21 protein-coding genes are annotated in these 21,991 nt (G+C 35.2%); 5 read left to right on the top strand and 16 right to left on the bottom strand.

Annotation, left to right across the window (positions count from 1 at the left end; translation table 11 throughout):
- Nucleotides 1–2: 2 nt before the first annotated feature.
- The 7 genes from HX049_RS07715 to HX049_RS07745 all read right to left on the bottom strand — a co-directional run bounded on the left by HX049_RS07715 (nt 3) and on the right by HX049_RS07745 (nt 7,707).
- Nucleotides 3–1,190: a BatD family protein gene (locus HX049_RS07715; protein ID WP_286415196.1), complete on the bottom strand. Its 1,188-nt coding sequence runs from the start codon at nt 1,188–1,190 to the stop codon at nt 3–5.
- Nucleotides 1,191–1,196: 6 nt separating this feature from the next.
- Nucleotides 1,197–2,072, bottom strand: coding sequence for a tetratricopeptide repeat protein (locus HX049_RS07720; protein WP_341308941.1), 876 nt, complete (start codon nt 2,070–2,072; stop codon nt 1,197–1,199).
- A gap of 1 nt (nt 2,073) precedes the next feature.
- Entirely contained in the window at nt 2,074–3,105 is a 1,032-nt protein-coding gene (locus HX049_RS07725) for a VWA domain-containing protein (RefSeq protein WP_286415200.1), read from the bottom strand.
- A 6-nt stretch (nt 3,106–3,111) separates the two neighbouring features.
- A complete protein-coding gene (locus tag HX049_RS07730; protein ID WP_286415202.1) occupies nt 3,112–4,116 on the bottom strand; it encodes a vWA domain-containing protein in 1,005 nt (334 codons plus the stop codon).
- A 2-nt stretch (nt 4,117–4,118) separates the two neighbouring features.
- Nucleotides 4,119–5,741, bottom strand: coding sequence for a BatD family protein (locus tag HX049_RS07735; protein WP_286415203.1), 1,623 nt, complete (start codon nt 5,739–5,741; stop codon nt 4,119–4,121).
- A gap of 5 nt (nt 5,742–5,746) precedes the next feature.
- Nucleotides 5,747–6,610: a DUF58 domain-containing protein gene (locus HX049_RS07740; RefSeq protein ID WP_006258012.1), complete on the bottom strand. Its 864-nt coding sequence runs from the start codon at nt 6,608–6,610 to the stop codon at nt 5,747–5,749.
- Nucleotides 6,611–6,702: 92 nt separating this feature from the next.
- Nucleotides 6,703–7,707 (bottom strand): AAA family ATPase, encoded by a 1,005-nt coding sequence (locus HX049_RS07745; RefSeq protein ID WP_006258013.1) that lies wholly within the window; start codon nt 7,705–7,707, stop codon nt 6,703–6,705.
- A 169-nt stretch (nt 7,708–7,876) separates the two neighbouring features.
- Here HX049_RS07745 and HX049_RS07750 point away from each other — a divergent pair, with 169 nt between their 5' ends.
- From HX049_RS07750 to HX049_RS07760, 3 genes are read left to right on the top strand one after another with little or no spacing between them, the layout of a single operon-like run.
- Nucleotides 7,877–9,025: a DUF5929 domain-containing protein gene (locus HX049_RS07750; protein WP_286415204.1), complete on the top strand. Its 1,149-nt coding sequence runs from the start codon at nt 7,877–7,879 to the stop codon at nt 9,023–9,025.
- A complete protein-coding gene (locus HX049_RS07755; RefSeq protein ID WP_286415206.1) occupies nt 9,018–9,758 on the top strand; it encodes a metallophosphoesterase family protein in 741 nt (246 codons plus the stop codon). The genes HX049_RS07750 and HX049_RS07755 overlap by 8 nt, the downstream gene beginning before the upstream one ends.
- Before the next feature lie 40 nt (nt 9,759–9,798).
- On the top strand, nt 9,799–10,356 hold the full coding sequence (locus HX049_RS07760) for a DUF3575 domain-containing protein (protein ID WP_006258016.1): 558 nt from the start codon (nt 9,799–9,801) through the stop codon (nt 10,354–10,356).
- Between the two features lie 71 nt (nt 10,357–10,427).
- Here HX049_RS07760 and amaB read toward each other — a convergent pair whose 3' ends face one another.
- From amaB to dut, 6 genes are all read right to left on the bottom strand, one after another.
- Nucleotides 10,428–11,975, bottom strand: a complete 1,548-nt coding sequence (amaB, locus tag HX049_RS07765) for an L-piperidine-6-carboxylate dehydrogenase (protein ID WP_286415207.1) — start codon at nt 11,973–11,975, stop codon at nt 10,428–10,430.
- An 86-nt stretch (nt 11,976–12,061) separates the two neighbouring features.
- Nucleotides 12,062–12,595 carry a 3-hydroxyanthranilate 3,4-dioxygenase gene (locus tag HX049_RS07770; protein ID WP_286415209.1) on the bottom strand — a complete coding sequence of 178 codons (534 nt, stop codon included), beginning with the start codon at nt 12,593–12,595 and terminating at the stop codon, nt 12,062–12,064.
- Between the two features lie 15 nt (nt 12,596–12,610).
- Nucleotides 12,611–13,867: a murein hydrolase activator EnvC family protein gene (locus tag HX049_RS07775; protein ID WP_286415211.1), complete on the bottom strand. Its 1,257-nt coding sequence runs from the start codon at nt 13,865–13,867 to the stop codon at nt 12,611–12,613.
- 23 nt (nt 13,868–13,890) lie between these two features.
- Nucleotides 13,891–14,676, bottom strand: coding sequence for a DUF4292 domain-containing protein (locus tag HX049_RS07780; protein WP_286415212.1), 786 nt, complete (start codon nt 14,674–14,676; stop codon nt 13,891–13,893).
- Between the two features lie 168 nt (nt 14,677–14,844).
- Nucleotides 14,845–15,855 (bottom strand): sugar nucleotidyltransferase, encoded by a 1,011-nt coding sequence (locus HX049_RS07785; RefSeq protein WP_286415213.1) that lies wholly within the window; start codon nt 15,853–15,855, stop codon nt 14,845–14,847.
- Nucleotides 15,856–15,881: 26 nt separating this feature from the next.
- Nucleotides 15,882–16,319, bottom strand: coding sequence for a dUTP diphosphatase (gene dut / locus HX049_RS07790; RefSeq protein ID WP_006258022.1), 438 nt, complete (start codon nt 16,317–16,319; stop codon nt 15,882–15,884).
- A gap of 439 nt (nt 16,320–16,758) precedes the next feature.
- On the opposite strand from dut, the gene xseA reads away from it, so the two are divergent.
- Both xseA and xseB read left to right on the top strand, forming a co-directional pair.
- Nucleotides 16,759–18,240, top strand: a complete 1,482-nt coding sequence (xseA, locus tag HX049_RS07795; RefSeq protein WP_286415214.1) for an exodeoxyribonuclease VII large subunit — start codon at nt 16,759–16,761, stop codon at nt 18,238–18,240.
- The gene (gene xseB / locus HX049_RS07800) at nt 18,207–18,401 is read left to right on the top strand and encodes an exodeoxyribonuclease VII small subunit (RefSeq protein ID WP_286415215.1); all 195 of its coding nucleotides are present in this window, start codon (nt 18,207–18,209) and stop codon (nt 18,399–18,401) included. Before xseA ends, xseB begins: the two co-directional genes overlap by 34 nt.
- A 132-nt stretch (nt 18,402–18,533) precedes the next feature.
- Here xseB and HX049_RS07805 read toward each other — a convergent pair whose 3' ends face one another.
- From HX049_RS07805 to HX049_RS07815, 3 genes are all read right to left on the bottom strand, one after another.
- A complete protein-coding gene (locus HX049_RS07805; RefSeq protein WP_286415216.1) occupies nt 18,534–19,880 on the bottom strand; it encodes a mechanosensitive ion channel family protein in 1,347 nt (448 codons plus the stop codon).
- Nucleotides 19,881–20,118: 238 nt separating this feature from the next.
- Nucleotides 20,119–21,024, bottom strand: coding sequence for an OmpA/MotB family protein (locus HX049_RS07810; RefSeq protein ID WP_286415217.1), 906 nt, complete (start codon nt 21,022–21,024; stop codon nt 20,119–20,121).
- A gap of 31 nt (nt 21,025–21,055) precedes the next feature.
- Complete coding sequence (locus HX049_RS07815) at nt 21,056–21,820, bottom strand: exodeoxyribonuclease III (protein ID WP_286415218.1); 765 nt, start codon at nt 21,818–21,820, stop codon at nt 21,056–21,058.
- Nucleotides 21,821–21,991: the final 171 nt, after the last annotated feature.

The raw sequence follows: 21,991 nt of genomic DNA on the forward strand, positions 1-21,991 counted from the left end.
TGTTAATCAGTTACTGTTATTGTGATGCTTTCAGTGTGTATTGTGATATACTTTTTCTTTTGAGGGTCAAAGTAAGTGAATTCTATTGGATTTATTGTAAATGTTCCTACTTGTTGTGGAGTTAAGGTATAAGAACTGAAAATACTTCCTATTACTCCTGTTTTATTTACCTCTATTTTATCATCCGTTTCTGGATCTGATATCGTTGTCTTAATATTGCTAAGAGTAAGGGGAGGTAATTCAATAATTGGAATATTTCCTATACCAGTTACCTCAAGTTTAATAGTTAGTTTTTCTCCCGATTTTACTTTTAAAGCACTAGGTACAACTTTAAAATCAAAAGTACCTACAGCTTTAGAAAAGTTCTTAGGTTTATCTTTTTTAGGAAGTGGTTTAACTTTGATGGTTAGGTTGTTCGATGTATAATCTTTCTCAATAGTTTCATCTAAAATTGTTGGCAAATTAGAAAGGCGTTTTTTATATAATGGGATTTTTAGTGATATATCCTCAGCTTTTTTCTCTTGTTTACCAATAGTTAACATACAATAAATGCTACTGTAAAGTTTAGCAACGTATTTTTCTGTTCTATTAATTGTTGTTTTTTTATAGAAAGTAGTATCACTTAATGAATTTGATATATCAAAATAATGTTTAAAAACAGGGTGTTTCTCAGTTAAAAAACCGTTGATAGGTATAGTAGTAAGTATGTAATGATCTATTATAGCAAAATCATTTTCATAAACCGTTGGATTACGTGCTTTAAGTGTATATCGTATGTTATTTAAATCAGTATCTTTTAAATAAATTTCAGGAACAATGTCATTAGAGACAGTAATATTTATCGGTTCAGTTCTATAGATACGTTTATTTATCTCAATAGAAGTAGGTTCAATAGTGAGTATCCCTTCTATTTTTGGTTTTACAACATAAAAGTAGGTTTTTTTATAAATTCTTTCACCGTTCATCCAAGAAGTACTAACTGATTGATTAGGGCCTTCTACGATAGTGAAGTTGTTAAATATAGGAGGTGTAAAGTTATCACCATCTTGATTTATAGTGAAAAGTACACGTACTGTATGATTTAAAGGTACACTGTCTCTACTCACTGCCACCTCAAAGTTCACCTGGGCTATGATTGCTTGAGTGCAAATCAGAGCGAATAATAATATGTAGTAACGCAGTGTTTTCATTGTATTCTACCAGTCTTTTTTTCTTTGTTCATTTTGTCCAGCAGGTTGTCCTTTCTCTGGTTTACCACCTTTAGGACCTCTATTAATTAGTCTCTGCTGTACATCTTTTTCATTTTTATTCATCGCATCTAATATTCGATCCATCTGATCTTGATTAGGCGTTTTAGGGTTATTCTGTTTAGGCTGATCTTTTTTGTCTTGATCTCCTTTATCGTCTTTATCTTTATCATTCTGACCATCTTTGTTCTTGTCATCCTGATCTCCTTTATCATTTTGATCTTGATCTTTCTTGTCTTGATCGCCTTTATCCCCTTTGTCTTTATTATCTTTATTTTGGTCTTGATCTTTGTTGTCCTTGTTTTGGTCTTTATTCTGATCTTGATTATCCTTATTCTGATCTTTGTTTTGATCTTGATTATCCTTGTTGTCTTGATTGTCTTGAGGATTCTCTTTGTTCATTTTCTTCGCTACAGCGTAGTTATAACGAGTCTCATCGTCTTTAGGATTGTTTAATAAGGCCTTTTTATAAGCTTGTTCTGCTGCTTGATAATTCTTCGATTTCATATAAGCATTCCCCAAGTTATGATAGGCTTGGTGCTTAGCTTCTTTGGTTGTTGCTTTTTGTATCGCTCTAAGGTAGGCAGCTTCTGCTTCTTTGGTTAATTGCTGTTTGTATAAAGAATTTCCTAAGTTATAATCAGCCACAGACTTACTGTCTTTAGAATTAGCTATTCTATAAGAAGATTCTGCATGAGTATAATGTTTGTTCTCGAATACTTCATTACCTGTACTCAGCGCTCTACCAGCAGACTGTGCAAATGAGTAAGCAGTAAACAATAAAAATATCGTGATGTAGAATGAGTTTTTCATAATTAATCGCATGCTATTCTTTTTCATTGAACAAATTAAGTTTCTTCATCCAGATAGTCTTTCTTTCTAGTATGAATAAATCGATAAAGATCAGTAAGAAAGCAAATCCTAAGAACCACTGATATTGAGATTGGTACTCTGCGATTTGTTGATCTTCAAAATCTGTTTTTTCTATTTTGCTAAGGTCGTTTTTAATAAGGTCTACTATCTCTTGTGTATTCGAACCGTAATAATACTTTCCTCCAGTAGCATCAGCTATATATTTAAGCGTAGATGGATTGAGCTTGGTAGTAACGATCTCATTGTTCCAATCTCTTTTATATTCTACGCCTTTAGGTGTCTTAATAGGGATAGGTCCTCCTGCCTCTGTTCCTACACCGATGGTGATAATCTTTACTTTCTTTTCTTTTGCTATTTTGATGGCATTTTCCATTTCTTCTCCGTGATCTTCTCCATCAGAGATAAGGATCATAACTTTGCTTGTATTGGGATTGTCATAGAAATTAGAAGCTACATAGATAGCATCCTCAAATGCTGTACCTTGTGAAGAGACCATATCTGTGTTCATCGTCTGAAGATACATCTTAGCAACATAATGATCTGTAGTGATAGGCAACATCGGGAATGCTGTACCTGCATATCCTACTATACCAATTCTATCTGGTCCTAGATTATTGATAATCTGAGAGACTAGTTGTTTCATCTTTGCCAATCTATCAGGAGCCATATCTTGTGCTAGCATACTCTTAGATACATCTAGTGTGAATACGATATCAACACCTTGTCTTTTGACAGTAACTACCTTTGTTCCTATCTTAGGATTGATTAAAGCGATTACAATAGATATTAGAGCTACTAGATAAATAGAAGCCTTAATGATTGGTTTATTCTTAGATTGATTAGGTGCCAAAGTTTTAATTGCTTTAGCTGTAGCAAATGATTGTTGCTTCTTTCTCTTCCACAAGATATCCCCAATAAAGATTAAGATCAATATTGCTATGATTGAAAATAGAAAAAGATATTGTTTATTGTCTAACTCCCACATAATCTATTATATGAATCCTCTGAATAATGTTTTTTGTAATGTGAAATCAATGCACAATAGAATAAAAGCAAGTAACACTAAGAATTGAAACTTGTCATCAGATTTAACGAACTTCTGTTCGTCAATCTTCGTTTTTTCTAATTGATTGATTTCTTCATAAATTGCTTTAAGCTTACTAGTATCTGTTGCTCTAAAGTACTTTCCTCCTGTTGTCTTAGCGATAGACTTCATAAGCTCTTCATCTAGTTCTACTGGTATTTTCTCATATACTATTTCACCGTTCTCTCTTATTCCTACTGGAGACTCTGCTAATCCATTAGTACCGATACCAATAGTATATACTTTAATATTGTACTCTTTAGAGATCTCGGCAGCTAATGTAGGATCTACTGTACCTGTATTATTGACACCATCTGTAAGAAGTATGATAATCTTACTTTTGGCAGGGCTGTCTTTTAATCTGTTTACTGATGTGGCTAAACCTACACCTATAGCAGTACCATCTCTTAGTACATTGTCATATTTTATACTCTTAAGATCATTTAGTATCAGTAATTTATCACTTGTCACGGGGGTCTTAGTATATGCCTCAGCAGCATAAATAACTAATCCTATACGATCTGTCACACGCTGTGATACGAAGTCTGCAGCTACAGTCTTTAGTGCTTCTAAACGGTTTGGTTTTAGATCTCGTGCTAACATACTCCCTGATACGTCCATAGCCATCACGATATCGATACCATGAGTAGAGTGTATCTGTGAATCTACATTCACGATTTGAGGTCTAGCCATACCTACTATAATGGCACTAAGAGCGAGTACTCGTAAGATAATAGAAATAGGCAATAACTTAACTAATAGTGAAGTATGCTCTTGTACACCTTGTATAGTGCTTAGCTTGACAGTAGCACGCTGTTTCTTTCTGTTTTTATACCATACAAATAGAACTATTGGTAATAGTATAAATAGCCAGAAGAACTCAGGATTGGCAAAAGTTATATTCTGTATCATTGTTATTTCTCCTCTTTTTTATACTGTATTGAATCAAACATACGTTCTACTAGCTTAGGAGCTATCTCATCTTCTGCTAGATAGAATATCCATACTTGATCTTTGTTAGCACCATTGTCTGTTAATACTCCTTCGAACATTACTTTTTCTTCTACTTGATTAGTTGGGTTCTTGAATGCAAACTCACCATAAACAAGTGTTCCAAGAATACCATTTGCATTCTCAAAGCGTTCATCTTTATACTCTAAGTTTTCTATTTTATTGTTTTGTGTTAGCAATGAAATAGAATAAGTAATCAATTCCTTATCAGTATATTTATATTCCTTAGTGGTAACTACATTATTTAATACAATGTGAATAGGGTCTTCTAGTACACCATATTTAAATTGATTAAGTGATGATATACCATCTGGTTTTCCTTCTTGCAATAAAGGTTCATTCTTACGGATTAGAACTTCAGGAGTAGAGATAGTCAGTCCTGGAGCAGTACCATATGTACTAGTAATCCATTCTTTGTTCATCAGTTTCTTCGTATTGTTGAATGTAAACCAATGATAATCTTCTTTAGCAGAAGTATTGATAATATACACTATCCCGGTCACAACAACTAAGAAAGCTGTGATAGCTGTAGGGATCCATATACGTATTCTTTTCTTTTTCTTTTTACTTTCCTCTCTTCTTCTGATTAACTCCGTTTGTGTAGCAGCAGAGATAGGATAAGCTGTATTAATACTGTCTATGACATTCTGTATTTTAGAAGTATCCGCTGTTATTTCGCCTTCACTAGGTTGAGATTTAGCGAACTTAACTAAGTCTGCGGACTCTAGAACTCGTTTTAATTCTTTAATTACCACAGGATCTAGTTTTACCTTCTTATCATTTAAAGTAGCCTTAAGAATAGTGATAATTTCGAAAGTCGTCAATTCTTTTGCTGAGATTCCAAAAGTATCTTCTATAAACCCTCTAGTAATAATACTCATATCAGAATAGTATGGTTTAGCATCACCTCTATTCCAGTTTTTCTTCTCTTCTAATTTCTTAAGCTTTTTAACTGCCTTCTCATAAGGAGTTTTGTACTTATCATCCTCCGTAAGGTTCTTCTCTTGTTGTCTTTTGATATAGATATAGATACCTATCCCTGCTAGTACAGCGATGAAGATAAACAATAGATAGTACCAATCTGTAGAGAAAGAAGCACCTTCTTTAGAGATTGACTTTATCTCATAAAGAGGTTGTTTTAATGTATCTACTGCTACATCTTGTACATGTATCTGTATAGAGTCTGTGTGAAATAGCTTAGCATCTACAATAACAGGTACAGCAGGAATACTAAAATCACCAGCATCAAACTGAGTCAGGTGATACTTTTTAATTAACTCCTGTGTATTATCATTCTTAATCGTATCAATAGGGAATGATTCTACTACATCAAAGTTCCCTATTTGTTCTGTAGCAGGGAATGTAATTAAACTTCCTGCGTTAGAATGGGCCTTTATGGTGTATAGAAAGGTGTCTCCTATTTTTATAGCAGTAGTATCTACTTGTGTTTCTATTCTATTTTGGGCTAGAGTAGAGAAAGTAGCAACTAAAAAAATAATAGCAATATGTAGAAAATTAGATTTCATTGTCCTTATCTCGATTTAAAGTATCCTAGTAATTTTTTGACATAACTATCATTCACTTCAATATTGATAGTTCCTGCTCCGCATTTTTGAAATACTTTGGTAAAGTTTTCTTCTTGCTTGTGGAAGTGAGAAGCATAGGCTTTTCTCACGCTAGCATCAGAAGTATTGATTAGCTGTTCTGTATGAGTCTCTGCATCGAATACATTGATAAGACCTACATTAGGCAGCTCTTTTTCTCTTTTATCATAGATTCTTATGCCTGTAATATCGTGTTTTTTTGCCGATATTCTCAAAGTCTGTTCAAAAGAGTGTGTAATGAAGTCTGATAGTACAAAAACAATAGCTTTCTTCTTGACTACCTTCGAAAGATACTCAAGAGCAAAGCCTACATCTGTCTTTAGACTTTTAGGTTTGAAGTCGATAAGTTCTCTAATGATTCTCAGCACATGTGTTTTTCCCTTTTTAGGAGGAATGAATAACTCTATTTGATCAGAGAACAGTATTAAACCTATCTTATCATTGTTTTGAGTAGCTGAGAAGGCAAGTGTTGCAGCTATTTCGAGTACAATATCCTCTTTGAACTGATCAGTAGACCCGAACGCTTCCGAGCCACTTACATCCACTAAGAGCATCATTGTTAACTCACGTTCTTCTTCAAATACCTTGATATAAGGCTCATTATAACGTGCAGTGACATTCCAGTCTATAGCCCTTACATCATCGCCAAACTGATATTGACGCACTTCTGAAAAGGTCATACCTTTCCCTTTAAAAGAAGTGTGATACTCTCCCGAAAAAATATGGTCACTTAATCGCTTTGTTTTTATTTCGATCTTCTTGACTTTCTTTAAGATATCTTTGGTTTCCATGACTATACAGCTTTCAAATTAACAAAATCATCAAAACCTATCTACACTTAACTATAAATAGGTTTTGTATATTAAAAGTTATCCCTGTTCTACTAAGGAACTTCTATTTCATTTACGATTTGGTTAATAATATCTACAGAAGTAATATTCTCAGCCTCTGCTTCATAAGTAACCCCGATTCTATGGCGTAATACATCTATTACTACTGCCCTTACATCTTCTGGAATTACATATCCTCTCTTTTTGATAAACGCATAACATTTAGCCGCTAGAGCTAAGTTGATACTTCCACGAGGAGATGCACCGAAGCTAATCATAGGTTTTAACTTCTCTAATTTAAATTGTTCTGGATAACGAGTAGCGAAGATAATATCTAAGATATACTTCTCTATTTTCTCATCCATATATACTTTCTTAACAGCCTCTTGAGCTCGTTGTATTTGTTCTAGAGTTACTACAGCATTAACTTGAGGTTTCTCACCAGCTAAGTTTTGACGGATAACAAGTCTTTCATCCTCTAATTTAGGATAATCTATAACTGTCTTAAGCATAAAACGGTCCATCTGTGCTTCTGGTAGAGGGTAAGTACCTTCTTGCTCCACTGGGTTTTGAGTAGCCATAACTAAGAATGGCTTGTCTAGTTTGAAAGTGTCATCACTGATAGTAACTTGTTTCTCTTGCATTGCTTCTAGTAATGCAGACTGTACCTTAGCAGGAGCACGGTTAATCTCATCCGCTAGAATGAAGTTAGCGAATATAGGTCCCTTTCTGATCGAAAAGTCATTTTCTTTTACGTTATAGATCATTGTACCGATAACGTCTGCTGGCAATAAGTCAGGCGTAAACTGGATACGGTTAAATGTTCCATGTACTGCTTTAGATAAAGTATTAATGGCTAAAGTTTTTGCTAATCCAGGTACTCCTTCTAATAAAATATGCCCCTGTCCTAACAAACCAATTAAAAGTCTATCGATCATATGTTTCTGACCAACAATAACTTTATTCATCTCCATGGTTAGGATATCGATAAATGCACTCTCTCTTTCTATTAATTCGTTTAATTCACGGATATCATAATTAGATCCTGTTGTGTCCATATCTATAGTTTTTTTTCTAAAGTAATATACTTTTCTGATTCTTACCGCAAATTCAAAAAATATTCTCTATTAAGTTGTTAATGTATGGTTAAATATAACAAAGGAGTTTCTGATTTAGGTCTGAATTGTGAGTTTCTTTTTATAATTTTAAGAACAAAACAAGAATGTTGTGATTAATAAGCGATTACTTATTAAAAATTTACTAGCGCATTATGATGAGAATAGCTTTTATGATAAGAAGAGGCAACTCAATCTGCACAGTAAATCGGGCAAAGCTAAGTTTCTAAAACATATCTGTGCTTTAGCGAATTCAAATCCAGACAATAGCTCCTATTTATTAGTAGGGATAGAAGATGAAGATAACGAAATAGTAGGTGCAGACTTCTATGATGACAGTAAGATTCAGAATTTAGTCAACGCTTATTTAGACAATCCTCCGCTTATTACCTATGATAATGTGGCTTTTAATGACTTACCCAAAGATAGGGTAGTCGGACTTGTATCTATTCAATCGGGTATCGGACTAACGACGTTTAAGCGATCTATCAGTGAGATAGCAGAAGGAAGTTATTTTGTAAGAATAGGCAGTACCTCTGTTCCTGATGCAGTAGTACCTCGTAGCACGAATAGGGAAATAGTAAAAAGCATAGAGAAGAACTCTCAGAATGATCTAGCGAGTATCTTAGATAGTGTTATCACCTTTATGACAGATACGCATCGAGATATGAAGCCGAGGTATAATGTTTTTAGAGAACAATTTATCATCTGTTGGGCAGGTAATAAAAAGATGGTTAGGGGAATGCCATTTTATTCTAGAGTAGATATAGAGTTCGTCAATGAGCAGATTAAGTTGTTTTATTCAGATTTAGACTCCGTCACGATTGCTTATAATGGACATAAGTTTGTGATAACGGAGTATTTAAATCTAGGACTGAATGATAAGACGAGTTATTACCCATTCGAAGAGGTGATGATTTCCTTCTCAGAGAACGGGACTTATTCTATGACCAACACAGTCTTATTTAAAGCACCATCCTATAATAGAAACATACTTGGACATATCTACGGATCTAGTCTTAATGTTATTTATAAACTTCAGAACAACCTTAAACTTACTTCTAAGGAAGAACGTGTATTAGGTAAACTATGCTTTAATATGATGCTGTGCTACCTAAACGGTTTTGAAGATGCTAAAGATGAACTAATCTCCGTTAAAGATTATCTAAAATATTCGAATGACCCTCAGCTCTTTATAGCCTTTAAGGAAGTAATGCGTATCTTGCGTAAACTGAAATACGAAACAGAAATAGATGAGTAGAACACTAGTTATAGGAGATATACACGGTGGTTATAAGGCGCTATTACAAGTAATGGAACGCGCAAGAGTAACCCCTTCAGATAAATTAATTTTTTTAGGAGACTATGTAGATGGGTGGAGTGAATCTGAGAAGGTAGTAGAATATTTATTAGCTTTAAAAGACACACACAATTGTACTTTCTTAAGAGGTAACCATGAGACGCTTTTAGTGAATTGGTTAGAAACAGGTAAGGAGAATAAATTATGGGAAGGCAATGGAGGTGATGCTTCTATTAAATCCTATTCTCTAGATAATATCACAAAAGAAATGAGAGAGAAACATCTCCATTTTTTTAGAAACTTACAGAACTATTATATCGATGAGAGCAATAGACTTTTCGTTCATGCAGGTTTTACCAATTTAAGAGGAGTGAAGGACGAGTATATTGAAGAAGGCTTTTATTGGGATAGAACGTTATGGGAGATGGTATTATCTATGGATACAACAATCAGTAAGGAAGATATTCGATATCCGAAGAGATTATTACACTATCATGAAATCTTTATAGGACATACACCTGTTACTAATTATGGTTTTAAGTATCCTATGAACTTTGCCAATATATGGAATATAGATACTGGAGCAGCATTCTTAGGACGTATTTCTATTCTAGATATAGAGACGAAGGAATATTGGCAGAGCGATGTAGTCGCTGAGCTATATCCAGAAGAGGAGGGAAGGAACCATAAATAAAAAACACTTTTATTATATTTGTCACACACAATCTTGTTATATGAAGAAAATATATTTAGTACTATTACTCTTAGTAGGTACAGTAGGAGCTAGAGCACAGGCTGTTAATGAAGTAAAAGTGAATGTGTTTAATACACTTGCACTAGCATCAGTAGAGATCGGGTATGAGCACTTTATCGGGCATAACCAGTCGATAGGAGCTAATTTTAATATTAACGACCGTTTTTCTTACCACAAAGAAAAAGGAGGGAAGAACCAAAAGTTTAATACCAACAGTTTAGTTGTTAACTATAACTACTATTTTGGGTCAGGGAATGATGCACATGGCAGTGGATATGTAGTATCTCCTTTCTTAAAATATCGCTTTGGAGATTTTAAAGAGAACCTATGGTCAGAAGCAGCAGATACATCTATCAGAACTAAAGTAGATATGAATAGCTTCATCTTTGGAGTAGGCTTCGGGTATAAGTGGGCTTTAGGAGACTCATTCACGATTCATCCTTTTGCAGATATCGCGAGAAACTTCAGTAGTGAAGTGAATGACAGATTCTCTGCTATTGAGTTTAATGCAGGGATTAACTTAGGATATAGATTCTAAATACTTAGATAATAGAATAAAATAGAGGGTGCTTACTAGCTGTAAGCACCCTCTATTTTTATAAGTATAGACTAGAAGTCAAATTTAATACCTTGTGCTAATGGTAGCTCTGTACCATAGTTGATTGTATTCGTCTGTCTTCTCATATAAGCTTTCCATGCGTCTGATCCAGACTCTCTTCCTCCACCAGTCTCTTTCTCACCACCGAATGCTCCACCAATCTCAGCACCAGATGTACCGATATTCACATTAGCGATACCACAGTCAGAGCCAGCATGAGATAAGAATAACTCCATTTCTCTCATACTATTCGTGAAGATAGAAGAAGATAGCCCTTGAGGCACTCCGTTTTGCATTGCGATAGCTTCTTCGATATCTTTGTACTTCATGATGTATAAGATAGGTGCGAATGTCTCAGCCTGTATAATTTCGTATGTATTCTTACCTTCTATGATACACGGTTTTACATAACATCCACTCTCATACCCAGCACCTTCTAGCACACCACCTTCTACGATGACCTTACCTCCTTCAGCTTTTGCCTTTTCGATAGCGTCTAAGTAATCTTTTACAGCTGCTTTATCGATAAGTGGTCCTACGTGATTAGTAGCGTCTAATGGGTTCCCTATTTTTAATTGAGCATACGCCTTTTGTAGTACATCTACTGTCTTATCATATACACTCTCGTGTACGATAAGCCTTCTTGTACTAGTACAGCGCTGTCCTGCTGTACCTACAGCTCCGAATACAGCTCCTACTAATACCATATTGATATCAGCATGTTCAGATACGATGATAGCATTATTACCTCCAAGCTCTAGGATCGTATTACCGAAGCGCTCTGCTACAGTCTTAGATACATGTCTACCTATACGAGTAGACCCCGTGAATGACACTAGAGGAATTCTAGGATCCGTGTTGATTAGATCACCACATTCATTACCGATAACTAGGTTACATACACCTTCAGGGATATTGTTTTTCTTGAATACACCAGCTACGATATTCTGACATGCAACACCACATAATGGTGTTTTAGAACTAGGTTTCCAGATACACACATCACCACATACCCATGCGATCATAGTATTCCAACTCCATACTGCTACCGGGAAGTTAAAAGCAGAGATAACACCTACCACTCCGATAGGGTGCCACTGTTCATACATACGGTGCATAGGACGCTCAGAGTGCATCGTAAATCCGTATAGCTGACGAGATAGACCTACTGCGAAGTCACAGATGTCGATCATTTCCTGTACCTCACCTAGACCTTCTTGAAGGCTTTTTCCCATCTCGTATGATACTAGTTTACCTAAGTATTCTTTTTTATTTCGAAGTTCTTCACCTATTTGTCTTACGATTTCGCCTCGTTTAGGAGCAGGCACTAGTCTCCAGCTTTTAAAAGCCTCCTCTGCAGTAGCCATTACTTTTTGGTAATCTTCTTTTGTAGAAGCTTTTACTTTTCCGATAAGTTGACCGTCTACTGGAGAATAAGATTCTATAATCCTACCATTAGAAAAAGAGTTAAGACCTGTAGAAGAACCATTGTTCTCTGCCACGAGTCCTAATTTTTCTAATACTTCCGAAATACCAAATTGGTTATTAGATGTCGTCATTTGTTTTTTATTTATAGTTTGTAATTGATTGTTACTTGCTAATATAAAAAAAAAATATGACAGGGAGTGTAATGTACAGTAATCTACTACTCTACGAATTTTGTATTAGTAGGCATCACAGTCTGACAGCATTCACAAGTTCTCAGTTCTTCAGATGAGTAGAAATGTTTAAAATGAGGTAAGAAATCTTTCTCTATATCTGTTAGCTCAAAATAGACCTCATATAGTTTATGATTACAATTTTCGCAGAACCACATTAAGCCATCTTTTGCACCAGGGTCTTTTCTCTTTTTCTCTACTACTAGGCCTACAGAGTTCTCTGTGCGGATAGGTGAGTGAGGTACCTTAGCAGGTAGTAGATAAATATCTCCTTCGTTTAAGGTAATGCGCTTGCGCTCGTTATTCTCTTGTATATCGATATAGATAGTTCCTTCTAGTTGAAAGAAGAACTCTTCAGCTTCATTATAGTGAAAATCCTTTCTAGCATTAGGGCCACCTACGACCATAATGATATAATCAGATGCTTCTGGGTAAATGTTTTTATTGCCAACAGGTGGTTTTAATAAATCTTTGTTCTCTTTTACCCATTTAAATATATTGAATGATGACTGTGTACTCATAGTATGATATATGAATTAATTACTTCTGCTCAACCAACTTTGTGGGTTATAGATATCAGTATTTCGAGACAGTAAGAACTTCAACACCGTCTGACCATTACTATTCGTACTGATAGATCCGATGTCTTGTTTTAGACTTACTTTATCTCCTTTTTTGACAGATACCTCACCTAAGTTTTGATAAACAGTTATATAATCTCCATGTTGTATTAATACAGCTTTATTACCACCAGGTAATACCTGTACCTGAAGTACATCCCCTCCGAATACCGCTCTAGCTCTAGAGCCTGCCTCAGTAGTAATCTCTACACCGCTATTGTGTATCGTCAGCTGAGTCTGTACAGGGTGAGGCTGATCTCCATAAGGTAGAGATATATATCCCTTAGCTACAGGCCAAGGTAGCTTACCTTGATTAGCTCTAAAGTTATCTGCTACGATCTTCCCTTCTGGAGTAAGCTCAAAGGCAGTAGCAGACTTAGTAGAAGCAGTAGACTTAGTCGTCTTCTTACCTTCTTTAGCTGCTTTTTCTCTAGCGATACGGTTCGCTTCTTCAATCGCTTCTTTGATCAATTGCTTAATCTTTCTATCGATTGCCTTTGTCTCCTCTTGCTTTTGCTTGATGTGTTTGTTATACTTTTGCTGATCTTTTTGTACGATAGACATTAGGTTCTTTTGTTCTCCTAGATCCTCTTGTAAATTCTTTTCGTTCTGTTGTTGTTCAGTAAGTAGTTTTTGTTGTTTTGCTTTTTGTGTACTTAGTCTAGCTAGTGCCTCTTTTAGAGATTCAGCTTTAGCCTTCACCTCATCTGCTTGAGATTTTCTATAGTCAGCATATTGTTTCATATACTGTACTCGTTTATAAGCTTGAAGGAAGTTATCTGATGATAATACGAACATCAGTCTACTTTGGCTAGACTTTGTTTTATATGATTTTAATACCAGATCAGCATAGTCTTTTCTAAGCTTAGCCAATTCTGCTTCTAGGGTATTAACCTCTTTTTCTGTTTTAGAGATATTGCTATTCGTTACAGATATTTGTTTTTGAACATTGTTTATTAACTGTCTATTTAAGTTAATCTTACGGTTGTTCTCATCTATTTCTAATAGAATATTTCTCTCTTTCGTCTTTTCTTTTTTAAGTAAATCTTTGACAATATTTATCTCCACTAAGATTTGCTGCTTTCTACGCTCCAGTTGTTCTTGCGTTTCTTTCTTTTGCCCGTAAGCAAAAACAGTACATATTAATAATAAGGATAAATACGCTCGTCTCATTTGTAGATTACTTCTTGTTGATCTTATTGTTTTATTCCGACTTGTTTATAACCTGCTGGAACTTTGTAATTAAAGTTCAAGTTATCATTAAAAGTCACATTGTCATAACGAATGTTCAAATGTATGCTTTTTTCTTGTCTTGCATCTATATTTATTTCAGTAGGAGTCGTATATTTTCCCACTTTTTTATATTCTGGATACGAAATAGTGACAACTCTATTGCTAGATGCCTGAGATATCTCTTCTTTTTTTAATAATCCATTTTGATCTTCGAAGAAGTAAGCGGATTGGATATCTTCCTCTACTTTCGCTTTGATTTTGTGCAATCCTTCTTCTATAGATGCTTCATACTTATTAGTTCCCGATTGGGCATCTAGAGCCTGACCTAGTAGCAGATTCTGAAACTTAGTATAGTTAAGGTCTGTCCCTAGCCATTGGCTTAGCATACTGAAGTCTCCTTTGAAGAATACCTTATTCCACTTCTCATAGTATTGCACTCCTTCTGGAGTTACATATACCTTAGCTATCGGAATACCTATAAAGCGAATGTTCAGCAAGATCTGTTTATCCTTTTCGATAAAGATATCCATAGAGAACTTCTTAGATTCGTTATCCGCCTCATAAGAAGCAGAAGAGCGAATAGCAGTGGTAGTGAAGTCTACTATTTGTTTATTGTGGTTGTTTAGAATTGTAAGCACAGTTTTAGCATTACTAGCCTCACTCTCGTCTAGTATACCATCCATGTTCTTCTTCTTACATCCTACAACTAGAAATAAAGTACAGATAATAAGTAGGGATATCTTTCTCATAATTGTCTAAAACTATTTTATAGTAGCAAGATAGATAAAAAAAATCCGTTTTAAATAAAGTTTAAAACGGATTTAATATTTTAGAGTCTGTTTCTGTATTAAATAATGATGAAGATATAGTCAAATAGATATATCATCGGTATATACAGGAGACGTCTATATCATGATTTAGTCTAGTACAGAGTAGTCCCCGATACTGATACTCGTATGCTTACCGTCATAAGTAGCATGGTTACCCACCATAGCATTATCTAGATTTGCATTTCTGATCGTAGAGTTTGTTTGGATAAGACTGTTTTTGATTGTAGCATTTTCTACTTTACAGTTGTCTCCTAGAGATACATTAGGCCCTACAGTCGTATTCACTAGTACTACATTCTCTCCGATATAACATGGACGGATGATCGTACTGTTCTCTAGCACTACATTATCAGATACATAGTTAGCGTCCTCTTGTTCTAAGAAGCCTAACATTCTGTTATTTGTGTCTACAGTTACATTCTTATTACCACAGTCCATCCACTCATCTACTTGACCAGGTACGAAGCGCATTCCTTTTTGCTTCATATTTTCTAGTGCGTCTGTTAGCTGGTATTCACCTCCTTTGATAATATTATTATCTAGTAAGTACTCTAATTCTTTGCGCAACGTTTCACCACTTTTAAAGTAGTAGATACCGATGATCGCTAGATCAGATACAAACTCTTTAGGCTTCTCTACGAAATCTACGATGTCGTTTTTATCATTTAGTTGTACTACACCGAATGCACTAGGATCTTCTACCTGCTTTACCCAAATAACGCTGTCAGCATCTTTCTCTAGGTTAAAGTCAGCGCGGAATAACGTATCTGCGTACGCTACCACGATAGGCCCTTGCATAGCTTCTTTAGCACATAGGATAGCATGAGCAGTTCCTAGAGCTTCGTTTTGATAGCAGATAGTCCCTTTCGCTCCTAATTTAGCAGCGATAGCGATTAAGTCTTCTTCTACTTTTTTTCCAAAGCTCTCGTGGATGATAAATGCAATCTCATCTATCGTATCGTTAAGAACTTTAGCGATATCTTCTACTAATCGGTGTACAATTGGTTTCCCAGCGATAGGGATTAATGGTTTAGGAACAGTTAATGTGTGAGGACGAAGTCTAGACCCACGACCAGCCATTGGTACAATAATTTTCATTTTCTAGTATCTTTATATTACAATATCTATTTTACTCCAGTGCTCCCAAAACCTCCAGCACCTCTCTCTGTATCAGTAAGTACTTCTACAGGTTGCCATTGGATTTGTTCGTATTTAGCGATTACCATTTGAGCAATGCGTTCCCCGTTCTCTATCACGAAAGGTTCTTTTGACAGATTGACTAAGATAATACCTATTTCACCTCTATAATCAGCATCAATAGTACCAGGGCTATTTAGTAAAGTGATTCCTCTTTTTGCAGCTAATCCACTTCTAGGTCTGATCTGTGCTTCGTATCCCTCAGGTAGTTCTATAAATAGACCTGTAGGTACGATGGCTCTCTCTAGAGAGTTTAGTGTGATAGGTTCTTCTAAGTTCGCTCTAAGATCCATACCTGCAGACTGATTAGTCTCATAATTTGGCAATGAATGTTTAGATTTATTGATGATTTTTACGGTAGTCATATTTATTTTTTAATGGTTAACAAAGATAAAAAAGTTATGCTGATTAAAAGAATATTATGCGATTAAGTATGAGTATGATATTGTGTTTTTTATGTTTTTATAGGGGTGGTCGGATTGTGGTCGGCTAGTGATGGGCATGTGATCGGCTAAAAAGTGCTATAAACTAGCCGATCACTTACCGATCAATAACCTAGCAAATAGTAATCATAAAGAATGAAGTTAATAAAATAAAAGACAACCCTCGTGAAATGGGAAGGTATAAGTAAGGAGTTGTTATAAATTATAGCAATTCTACTCGCTAAAGTACTTTAGACTTTTTTCGGAGTTATTTTTGTGCTATTCATAAATGTAATAATGAGAAACGATGACTGTGAATTTCGTTTAGATATCTTAATAAAGATTGTATTTTTGGTCTATAGAGTTTCTAGATTTTAAACAGATGTATATAGACAATAAGTATTATCGACTAAGCACTATCCTCCATAGAGTAAAGGATATAGTGGATAATGCTATATCTAATAACTACTTCTGGCTACGGGTAGAGATAGGCCAGCTAAAGGAAGACCGAAAGGGGCACCTCTATTTAGAACTCGTAGAGCATAGAGATGGTGTTATATTAGCTAAGTGTCGTGCGAATATCTGGCAATCTAATGCTTATGTGATTAAAAAATCATTAGGTGAGAATGCAAATGAGATATTGAAGAACGGTGCTGAGATTATGTGTTATTGCGAAGTCACGTTTAGTAATCTATATGGGATGTCTATTAATATACATCGGATAGACTTGTCTTACTCATTAGGAGAAGTAGAACGCATAAAACAGGAGAATCTAAGAAAGCTAGTAGAGCAAGGATACCATCAGAAAAATAAAGAGCTGTATCTACCTACTGTGCTTCAGCGCATAGCGTTAGTTAGTTCTAAAGGGACTGCTGGTCATGTAGATTTTATAAAACAGCTAACAGAGAACGAGTATAATTTCGTCTATCATATAGACCATTATGACTGTCAGGTGCAGGGCGATGGAGCTATAACTTCAATACAAGAAGCATTTAGTGAGATAGAGCCCGATATATATGATGTGATTGTATTGATTAGAGGAGGAGGGTCAGCTTTAGACTTGGATGTGTTTAATCACTATGAGTTAGCAGTAACACTAGCGATGAGTCATACTCCTGTGTTTACAGGGATAGGACATGAGACTGATAATTCGTTATCAGACTTTGTGGCTAATCGATACTTTAAGACCCCGAGTGCTGTAGCTGCTTATATCGTGGAGAAGACAGCTATGTTCTATACGGATATCAGTAGGATGTATGAAGGTATTATGCAGTCATATGCCCAGTATATCACTCTTGAACAGCATAGGCTAGAAGTAGCAGAGAAGGAGATAAGGCTATACGGAGTAGCACAAGGCAAACAAAAGAAACAAGAGTTAGATTCATTATCTAATAGATTGATAACAGAGGTGAGGAAACGCCTTCATACAGAAGAGTCGTTTATAGAGAGTGCAACGCAGTCTATCTCCTATCGTGCTCAACGCATAGCTAGTAAAGAAACGCAGACACTAAAAGAGAAAACGAAGTTAATAGCTTATTTAGCACAACAGTGTATCTATTCACATCAACAACAACTGAATACTTCGTTAGAAAAATTAGCCTATCAGGCAAAAGGACAGTTGAAGAAAGAACGTGTGCGATTAGTTACTTTCGAAGAGATTATGACAGCGTATGATCTGAGTTCTATTCTACGGAAAGGGTTTGCGATCGTGATGCACAATGGACAACTGTTGAATGAACACCAAGAATTAAATATAGGAGATGAGCTAGAGATAGCGATCTATAATAAGAAGTATAGAATTATATTAGCAGAAATAAAAGAAGTGAAGCAATGGAACAACTTACTTATGAAAAAGCCGCTTTAGAATTAGAGGTAATTCTGAATGACTTAAAGAATGATGAAGTCACAGTAGACGAATTAGCGAGTAAGGTAGAGCGCGCGTCTAAACTAATAGTGTTCTGTAAAGAGAAACTCACAACTACAGAACAACAAGTAGAAGGCATTATAGAGAAATTAGGGCTATAAAATAAGAACACGGTCATAGAGATACTCCATGACCGTGTTCGTCGTATGTAGTTTACTATATTATAGTCTTTCTTTCATGTCTAAGAGAAGACAGGCTATAGCGACCTGTTATAATCATGGTAATAAGTATCCTTAGTTACCAAACGAATCATGATTAGTAGTACTGTTCTGTATGAAATGCCTTACGTCATCAGAAGAAGGCAACTCGAATACATCTAGGTGGAAATAATCTACAGCGGCTAATACGTGGTCAAATATATCTGCCATGATATTCTCATATACTGCCCATACAGTGGTATTCGTGAAGGTGTATATCTCTATCGGTAGCCCGTGCTCTGTAGGCTGTAGATGCCTTACCATCAGAGGATATTCTTTGTGAATATTAGGATTCTGCTGTATGTATCTCGTCACATACGCTCTGAACATTCCTATATTTGTTATCCTACGTCCGTTGATAGGCATAGATTGATCAGCTTGTGTTCTCTCGTTATATTCTTCTATTTCTTTTTGACGCTCTTCTATATATGGAGCTAATAGCTGTATCTTTTTCAGTAGTTCTATCTCATCTTTCTCTAGATAGCGAATAGAAGATATTTTAATATTGATACTTCTCTTAATTCTTCTACCTCCAGAAGTCTGCATTCCTCTGTAGTTTTTAAATGAGTCACTAATCAGAAGGTGGGTAGGTATGGTGGTGATTGTCTTGTCAAAGTTCTGCACTTTTACCGTACTTAAGTTCATCTCTAGTACAGTACCATCTGCACCATACTTAGCCATCTCTATCCAGTCTCCTACGCGTACCATATCATTAGAAGAGACTTGAATACTTGCTACGAATCCCATAATAGTATCTTTAAATACTAATATAAGGATAGCAGAGGCTGCTCCTAATGAGATTAAGAATTTGATAGGGTCTGTACCTGTGATGATAGAGAATATAATAATTCCTGAGAAGAAATAAACTAGTATACTAGATACCTGAGCATAACTATCTAGAGGCTTATCAGCCAAACGTGGCTTACTCTTTAGGTAGTCACGAATACTGCGTATAGTGGATCTAATCACTAATGTCAAGGCTACTGTGACTAATATATCTGTTAGGGACATTACAAACTTGGTTAGGTTTGGAAAGCCTAAAAAGAAGATTGGGAACAGTATTTTGGCTAAAGCGATTGGAATTAAATGAGTAACATTGTGAAAGAACTTATTCTGTACTAATAGATCATCAAATGTCGTTTTAGTTTTAGAACTAAAAGTCTTCACTAATACGATAAAGAAGTTCTTCAGAATATAATCTAAAATGAACATACAGATCGTAAAAGATGTTAGTAATAGAATCGCTGTCACAACATGGGTAGCGTACTCTGATAAACTTAAGAAGTCTAGCAGATTATAGAACCACTGATATAGCCCGTTGAAATCTTCTGTATTGATAATAGAGTTAATATTATTAGTAACTAGATAGTTATTAATCATCATGTAATTATGGCTTTTATATTTATAGCTGTTTTAATATAAGCATTATAGCAGACAAATACAAATTAGGACTGCTAATGTGTGTGAAAAGTAACTATTTTTTTAGAGAAATTGCTTAAGAAAAGTATAAACTGTTGAAAAAAACAGGTAAATCTGAAGTGAGTGTATTGTTATGATGTAAAAAAAGGCGAAATGCTTAACATCTCGCCTTTTAAAGGGTATTTTATATTTTCTTTTAATGCTATAATTGATTCAGCATAGAGTTGATTTTATCCAGATTAGGAGTTAAGATAACTTCTATACGTCTGTTCTTTGCCTTGCCTTCAGCAGTGTTGTTACTTGATAGCGGAGCATATTCACTTCTACCAGCAGCTGTAAGATTTCTCTTATCTATCTGAGGCGTTTGCTCTAGAATAGACACGATAGTTAAAGATCGTTTAGTAGATAAGTCCCAATTGGTCTTCACTCCATCTCCTAAGTTACCTAATATCTTATCATTATCAGTATGTCCTTCTATCAGTACCGTGATATCAGGATTGTCTGCTAATACCTTACCTAGTTCTACTACTGCCTCTTTGCCTTCATCACTGATCGTCCAGCTACCGGATTTAAACAATAATTTGTTCTCCATAGAGACGTAGACACGCCCATTTTTTTGTTCAATGGTCAGTCCTCTACCTTCGAATGCATTTAAGGCATTAGATAGATTGTCTTTTAGGGCACGCATCTGCTTATCATTAGCAGCTAAGATACTCTCTAATTCTGCTACACGTCTTGATTTTTCTTCTAGTTCAGTTTTGGCTTTAGCTAGTCTAGCAGCTTCTGCCTTTAGTGTTTCCTCACTGTGCTTCTCTAGATTGTTGTAAGAGCTTTCTAAGTCTCTTAATTTGTTTTGTGCAGCAGCGATCTCAGCATTAAGATTACTTCTTTCTTGTTGCAATTCCTTTAACTGAGCGGCTAGTTGTCTTTTGATATTTTCTAAGTCTGTATTAGAACTATTCATAAGATCTAATTCACTACTTAGCTGTTCGTTTTCGGCTAATGCATTTTTGTACTGTTGATCTAGTTCATTGTATAACTTGCGTGTCACACATGATGATAACATGGTAAGAGCTAGTAAGCCTAGGCTAATCTTTTTAATTGACATAGTTTGTTGTTTTATTAAGGGGAAATAGGGTTTATGCGTCTATCTCTACAAGTATTGGGCAGTGATCAGAGTGCTTTACATCTGGTAGTATAGTCGCGTGTTTTATCTTACTTCTCATATTCTCTGTCACGAGGTGATAGTCTATTCTCCACCCTTTATTATTGTTACGAGCATTAGCTCTGTATGTCCACCAGCTGTAGTTATGTGGCTCTTGGTTAAACATACGGAAGCTGTCTATAAAACCATTGTTGATAAACTTGTCTAGCCATGCACGTTCTTCTGGCAAGAAACCTGATACTTTAGCATTGCGCACAGGGTCATGGATGTCGATAGCTTGGTGACAGATATTGTAGTCTCCACAGATCACTAGATTTGGAATTTCTTTTTTTAAATCATTAATATAGTTAAAGAAGTCATCCATATACTGATATTTAAAATCTAATCTCTCTATATTAGAGGCAGAGGGTAGGTATAGAGACATCACAGAGATATTGTCATAATCTACTCTTAAGTTTCTACCTTCGAAGTCCATGTAGTCAATGCCTGTCCCGAATACTACATTCTTAGGCTCTTGCTTACACAAGATAGCTACTCCACTATAACCAGCTTTCTGAGCAGAATAATAGTATTGGTATGGATATCCGGCAGCTAGTATATCTGCTACAGGGATTTGATCTTCTTTTGCTTTTATTTCTTGTAGACATATAATGTCCGGATTCTCTTCTTGAATCCATTCTATAAATCCTTTGTTTATAGCAGCACGTATTCCATTTACGTTATACGAGATTATCTTCATATAAAATGAGTATGTAGTTTAAAAAATCAAAAATATAAAAAATATATTTTTTGATTTAATATCTTATCTTTGTTTTAATCAGTTATTTATACATTTTGTAATTTCTTTTTTATGAATAATAGTACTAGTCTGATAAAATAAAATGGAATAGCTGAAGATTTTAGTATATTT

It is taken from the genome of Myroides odoratimimus, assembly GCF_030326305.1.
GTDB lineage: Bacteria > Bacteroidota > Bacteroidia > Flavobacteriales > Flavobacteriaceae > Flavobacterium > Flavobacterium odoratimimum_A.

What these genes read in the sequence shown, in the direction of transcription:
- HX049_RS07715 (WP_286415196.1), bottom strand. Translation starts at nt 1,190, where the DNA reads ATGAAAACACTGCGTTACTACATATTATTATTCGCTCTGATTTGCACT.
- HX049_RS07720 (WP_341308941.1), bottom strand. Translation starts at nt 2,072, where the DNA reads ATGCGATTAATTATGAAAAACTCATTCTACATCACGATATTTTTATTG.
- HX049_RS07725 (WP_286415200.1), bottom strand. Translation starts at nt 3,105, where the DNA reads ATGTGGGAGTTAGACAATAAACAATATCTTTTTCTATTTTCAATCATA.
- HX049_RS07730 (WP_286415202.1), bottom strand. Translation starts at nt 4,116, where the DNA reads ATGATACAGAATATAACTTTTGCCAATCCTGAGTTCTTCTGGCTATTT.
- HX049_RS07735 (WP_286415203.1), bottom strand. Translation starts at nt 5,741, where the DNA reads ATGAAATCTAATTTTCTACATATTGCTATTATTTTTTTAGTTGCTACT.
- HX049_RS07740 (WP_006258012.1), bottom strand. Translation starts at nt 6,610, where the DNA reads ATGGAAACCAAAGATATCTTAAAGAAAGTCAAGAAGATCGAAATAAAA.
- HX049_RS07745 (WP_006258013.1), bottom strand. Translation starts at nt 7,707, where the DNA reads ATGGACACAACAGGATCTAATTATGATATCCGTGAATTAAACGAATTA.
- HX049_RS07755 (WP_286415206.1), top strand. Translation starts at nt 9,018, where the DNA reads ATGAGTAGAACACTAGTTATAGGAGATATACACGGTGGTTATAAGGCG.
- HX049_RS07760 (WP_006258016.1), top strand. Translation starts at nt 9,799, where the DNA reads ATGAAGAAAATATATTTAGTACTATTACTCTTAGTAGGTACAGTAGGA.
- amaB (WP_286415207.1), bottom strand. Translation starts at nt 11,975, where the DNA reads ATGACGACATCTAATAACCAATTTGGTATTTCGGAAGTATTAGAAAAA.
- HX049_RS07770 (WP_286415209.1), bottom strand. Translation starts at nt 12,595, where the DNA reads ATGAGTACACAGTCATCATTCAATATATTTAAATGGGTAAAAGAGAAC.
- HX049_RS07775 (WP_286415211.1), bottom strand. Translation starts at nt 13,867, where the DNA reads ATGAGACGAGCGTATTTATCCTTATTATTAATATGTACTGTTTTTGCT.
- HX049_RS07780 (WP_286415212.1), bottom strand. Translation starts at nt 14,676, where the DNA reads ATGAGAAAGATATCCCTACTTATTATCTGTACTTTATTTCTAGTTGTA.
- HX049_RS07785 (WP_286415213.1), bottom strand. Translation starts at nt 15,855, where the DNA reads ATGAAAATTATTGTACCAATGGCTGGTCGTGGGTCTAGACTTCGTCCT.
- dut (WP_006258022.1), bottom strand. Translation starts at nt 16,319, where the DNA reads ATGACTACCGTAAAAATCATCAATAAATCTAAACATTCATTGCCAAAT.
- xseA (WP_286415214.1), top strand. Translation starts at nt 16,759, where the DNA reads ATGTATATAGACAATAAGTATTATCGACTAAGCACTATCCTCCATAGA.
- xseB (WP_286415215.1), top strand. Translation starts at nt 18,207, where the DNA reads ATGGAACAACTTACTTATGAAAAAGCCGCTTTAGAATTAGAGGTAATT.
- HX049_RS07805 (WP_286415216.1), bottom strand. Translation starts at nt 19,880, where the DNA reads ATGATGATTAATAACTATCTAGTTACTAATAATATTAACTCTATTATC.
- HX049_RS07810 (WP_286415217.1), bottom strand. Translation starts at nt 21,024, where the DNA reads ATGTCAATTAAAAAGATTAGCCTAGGCTTACTAGCTCTTACCATGTTA.
- HX049_RS07815 (WP_286415218.1), bottom strand. Translation starts at nt 21,820, where the DNA reads ATGAAGATAATCTCGTATAACGTAAATGGAATACGTGCTGCTATAAAC.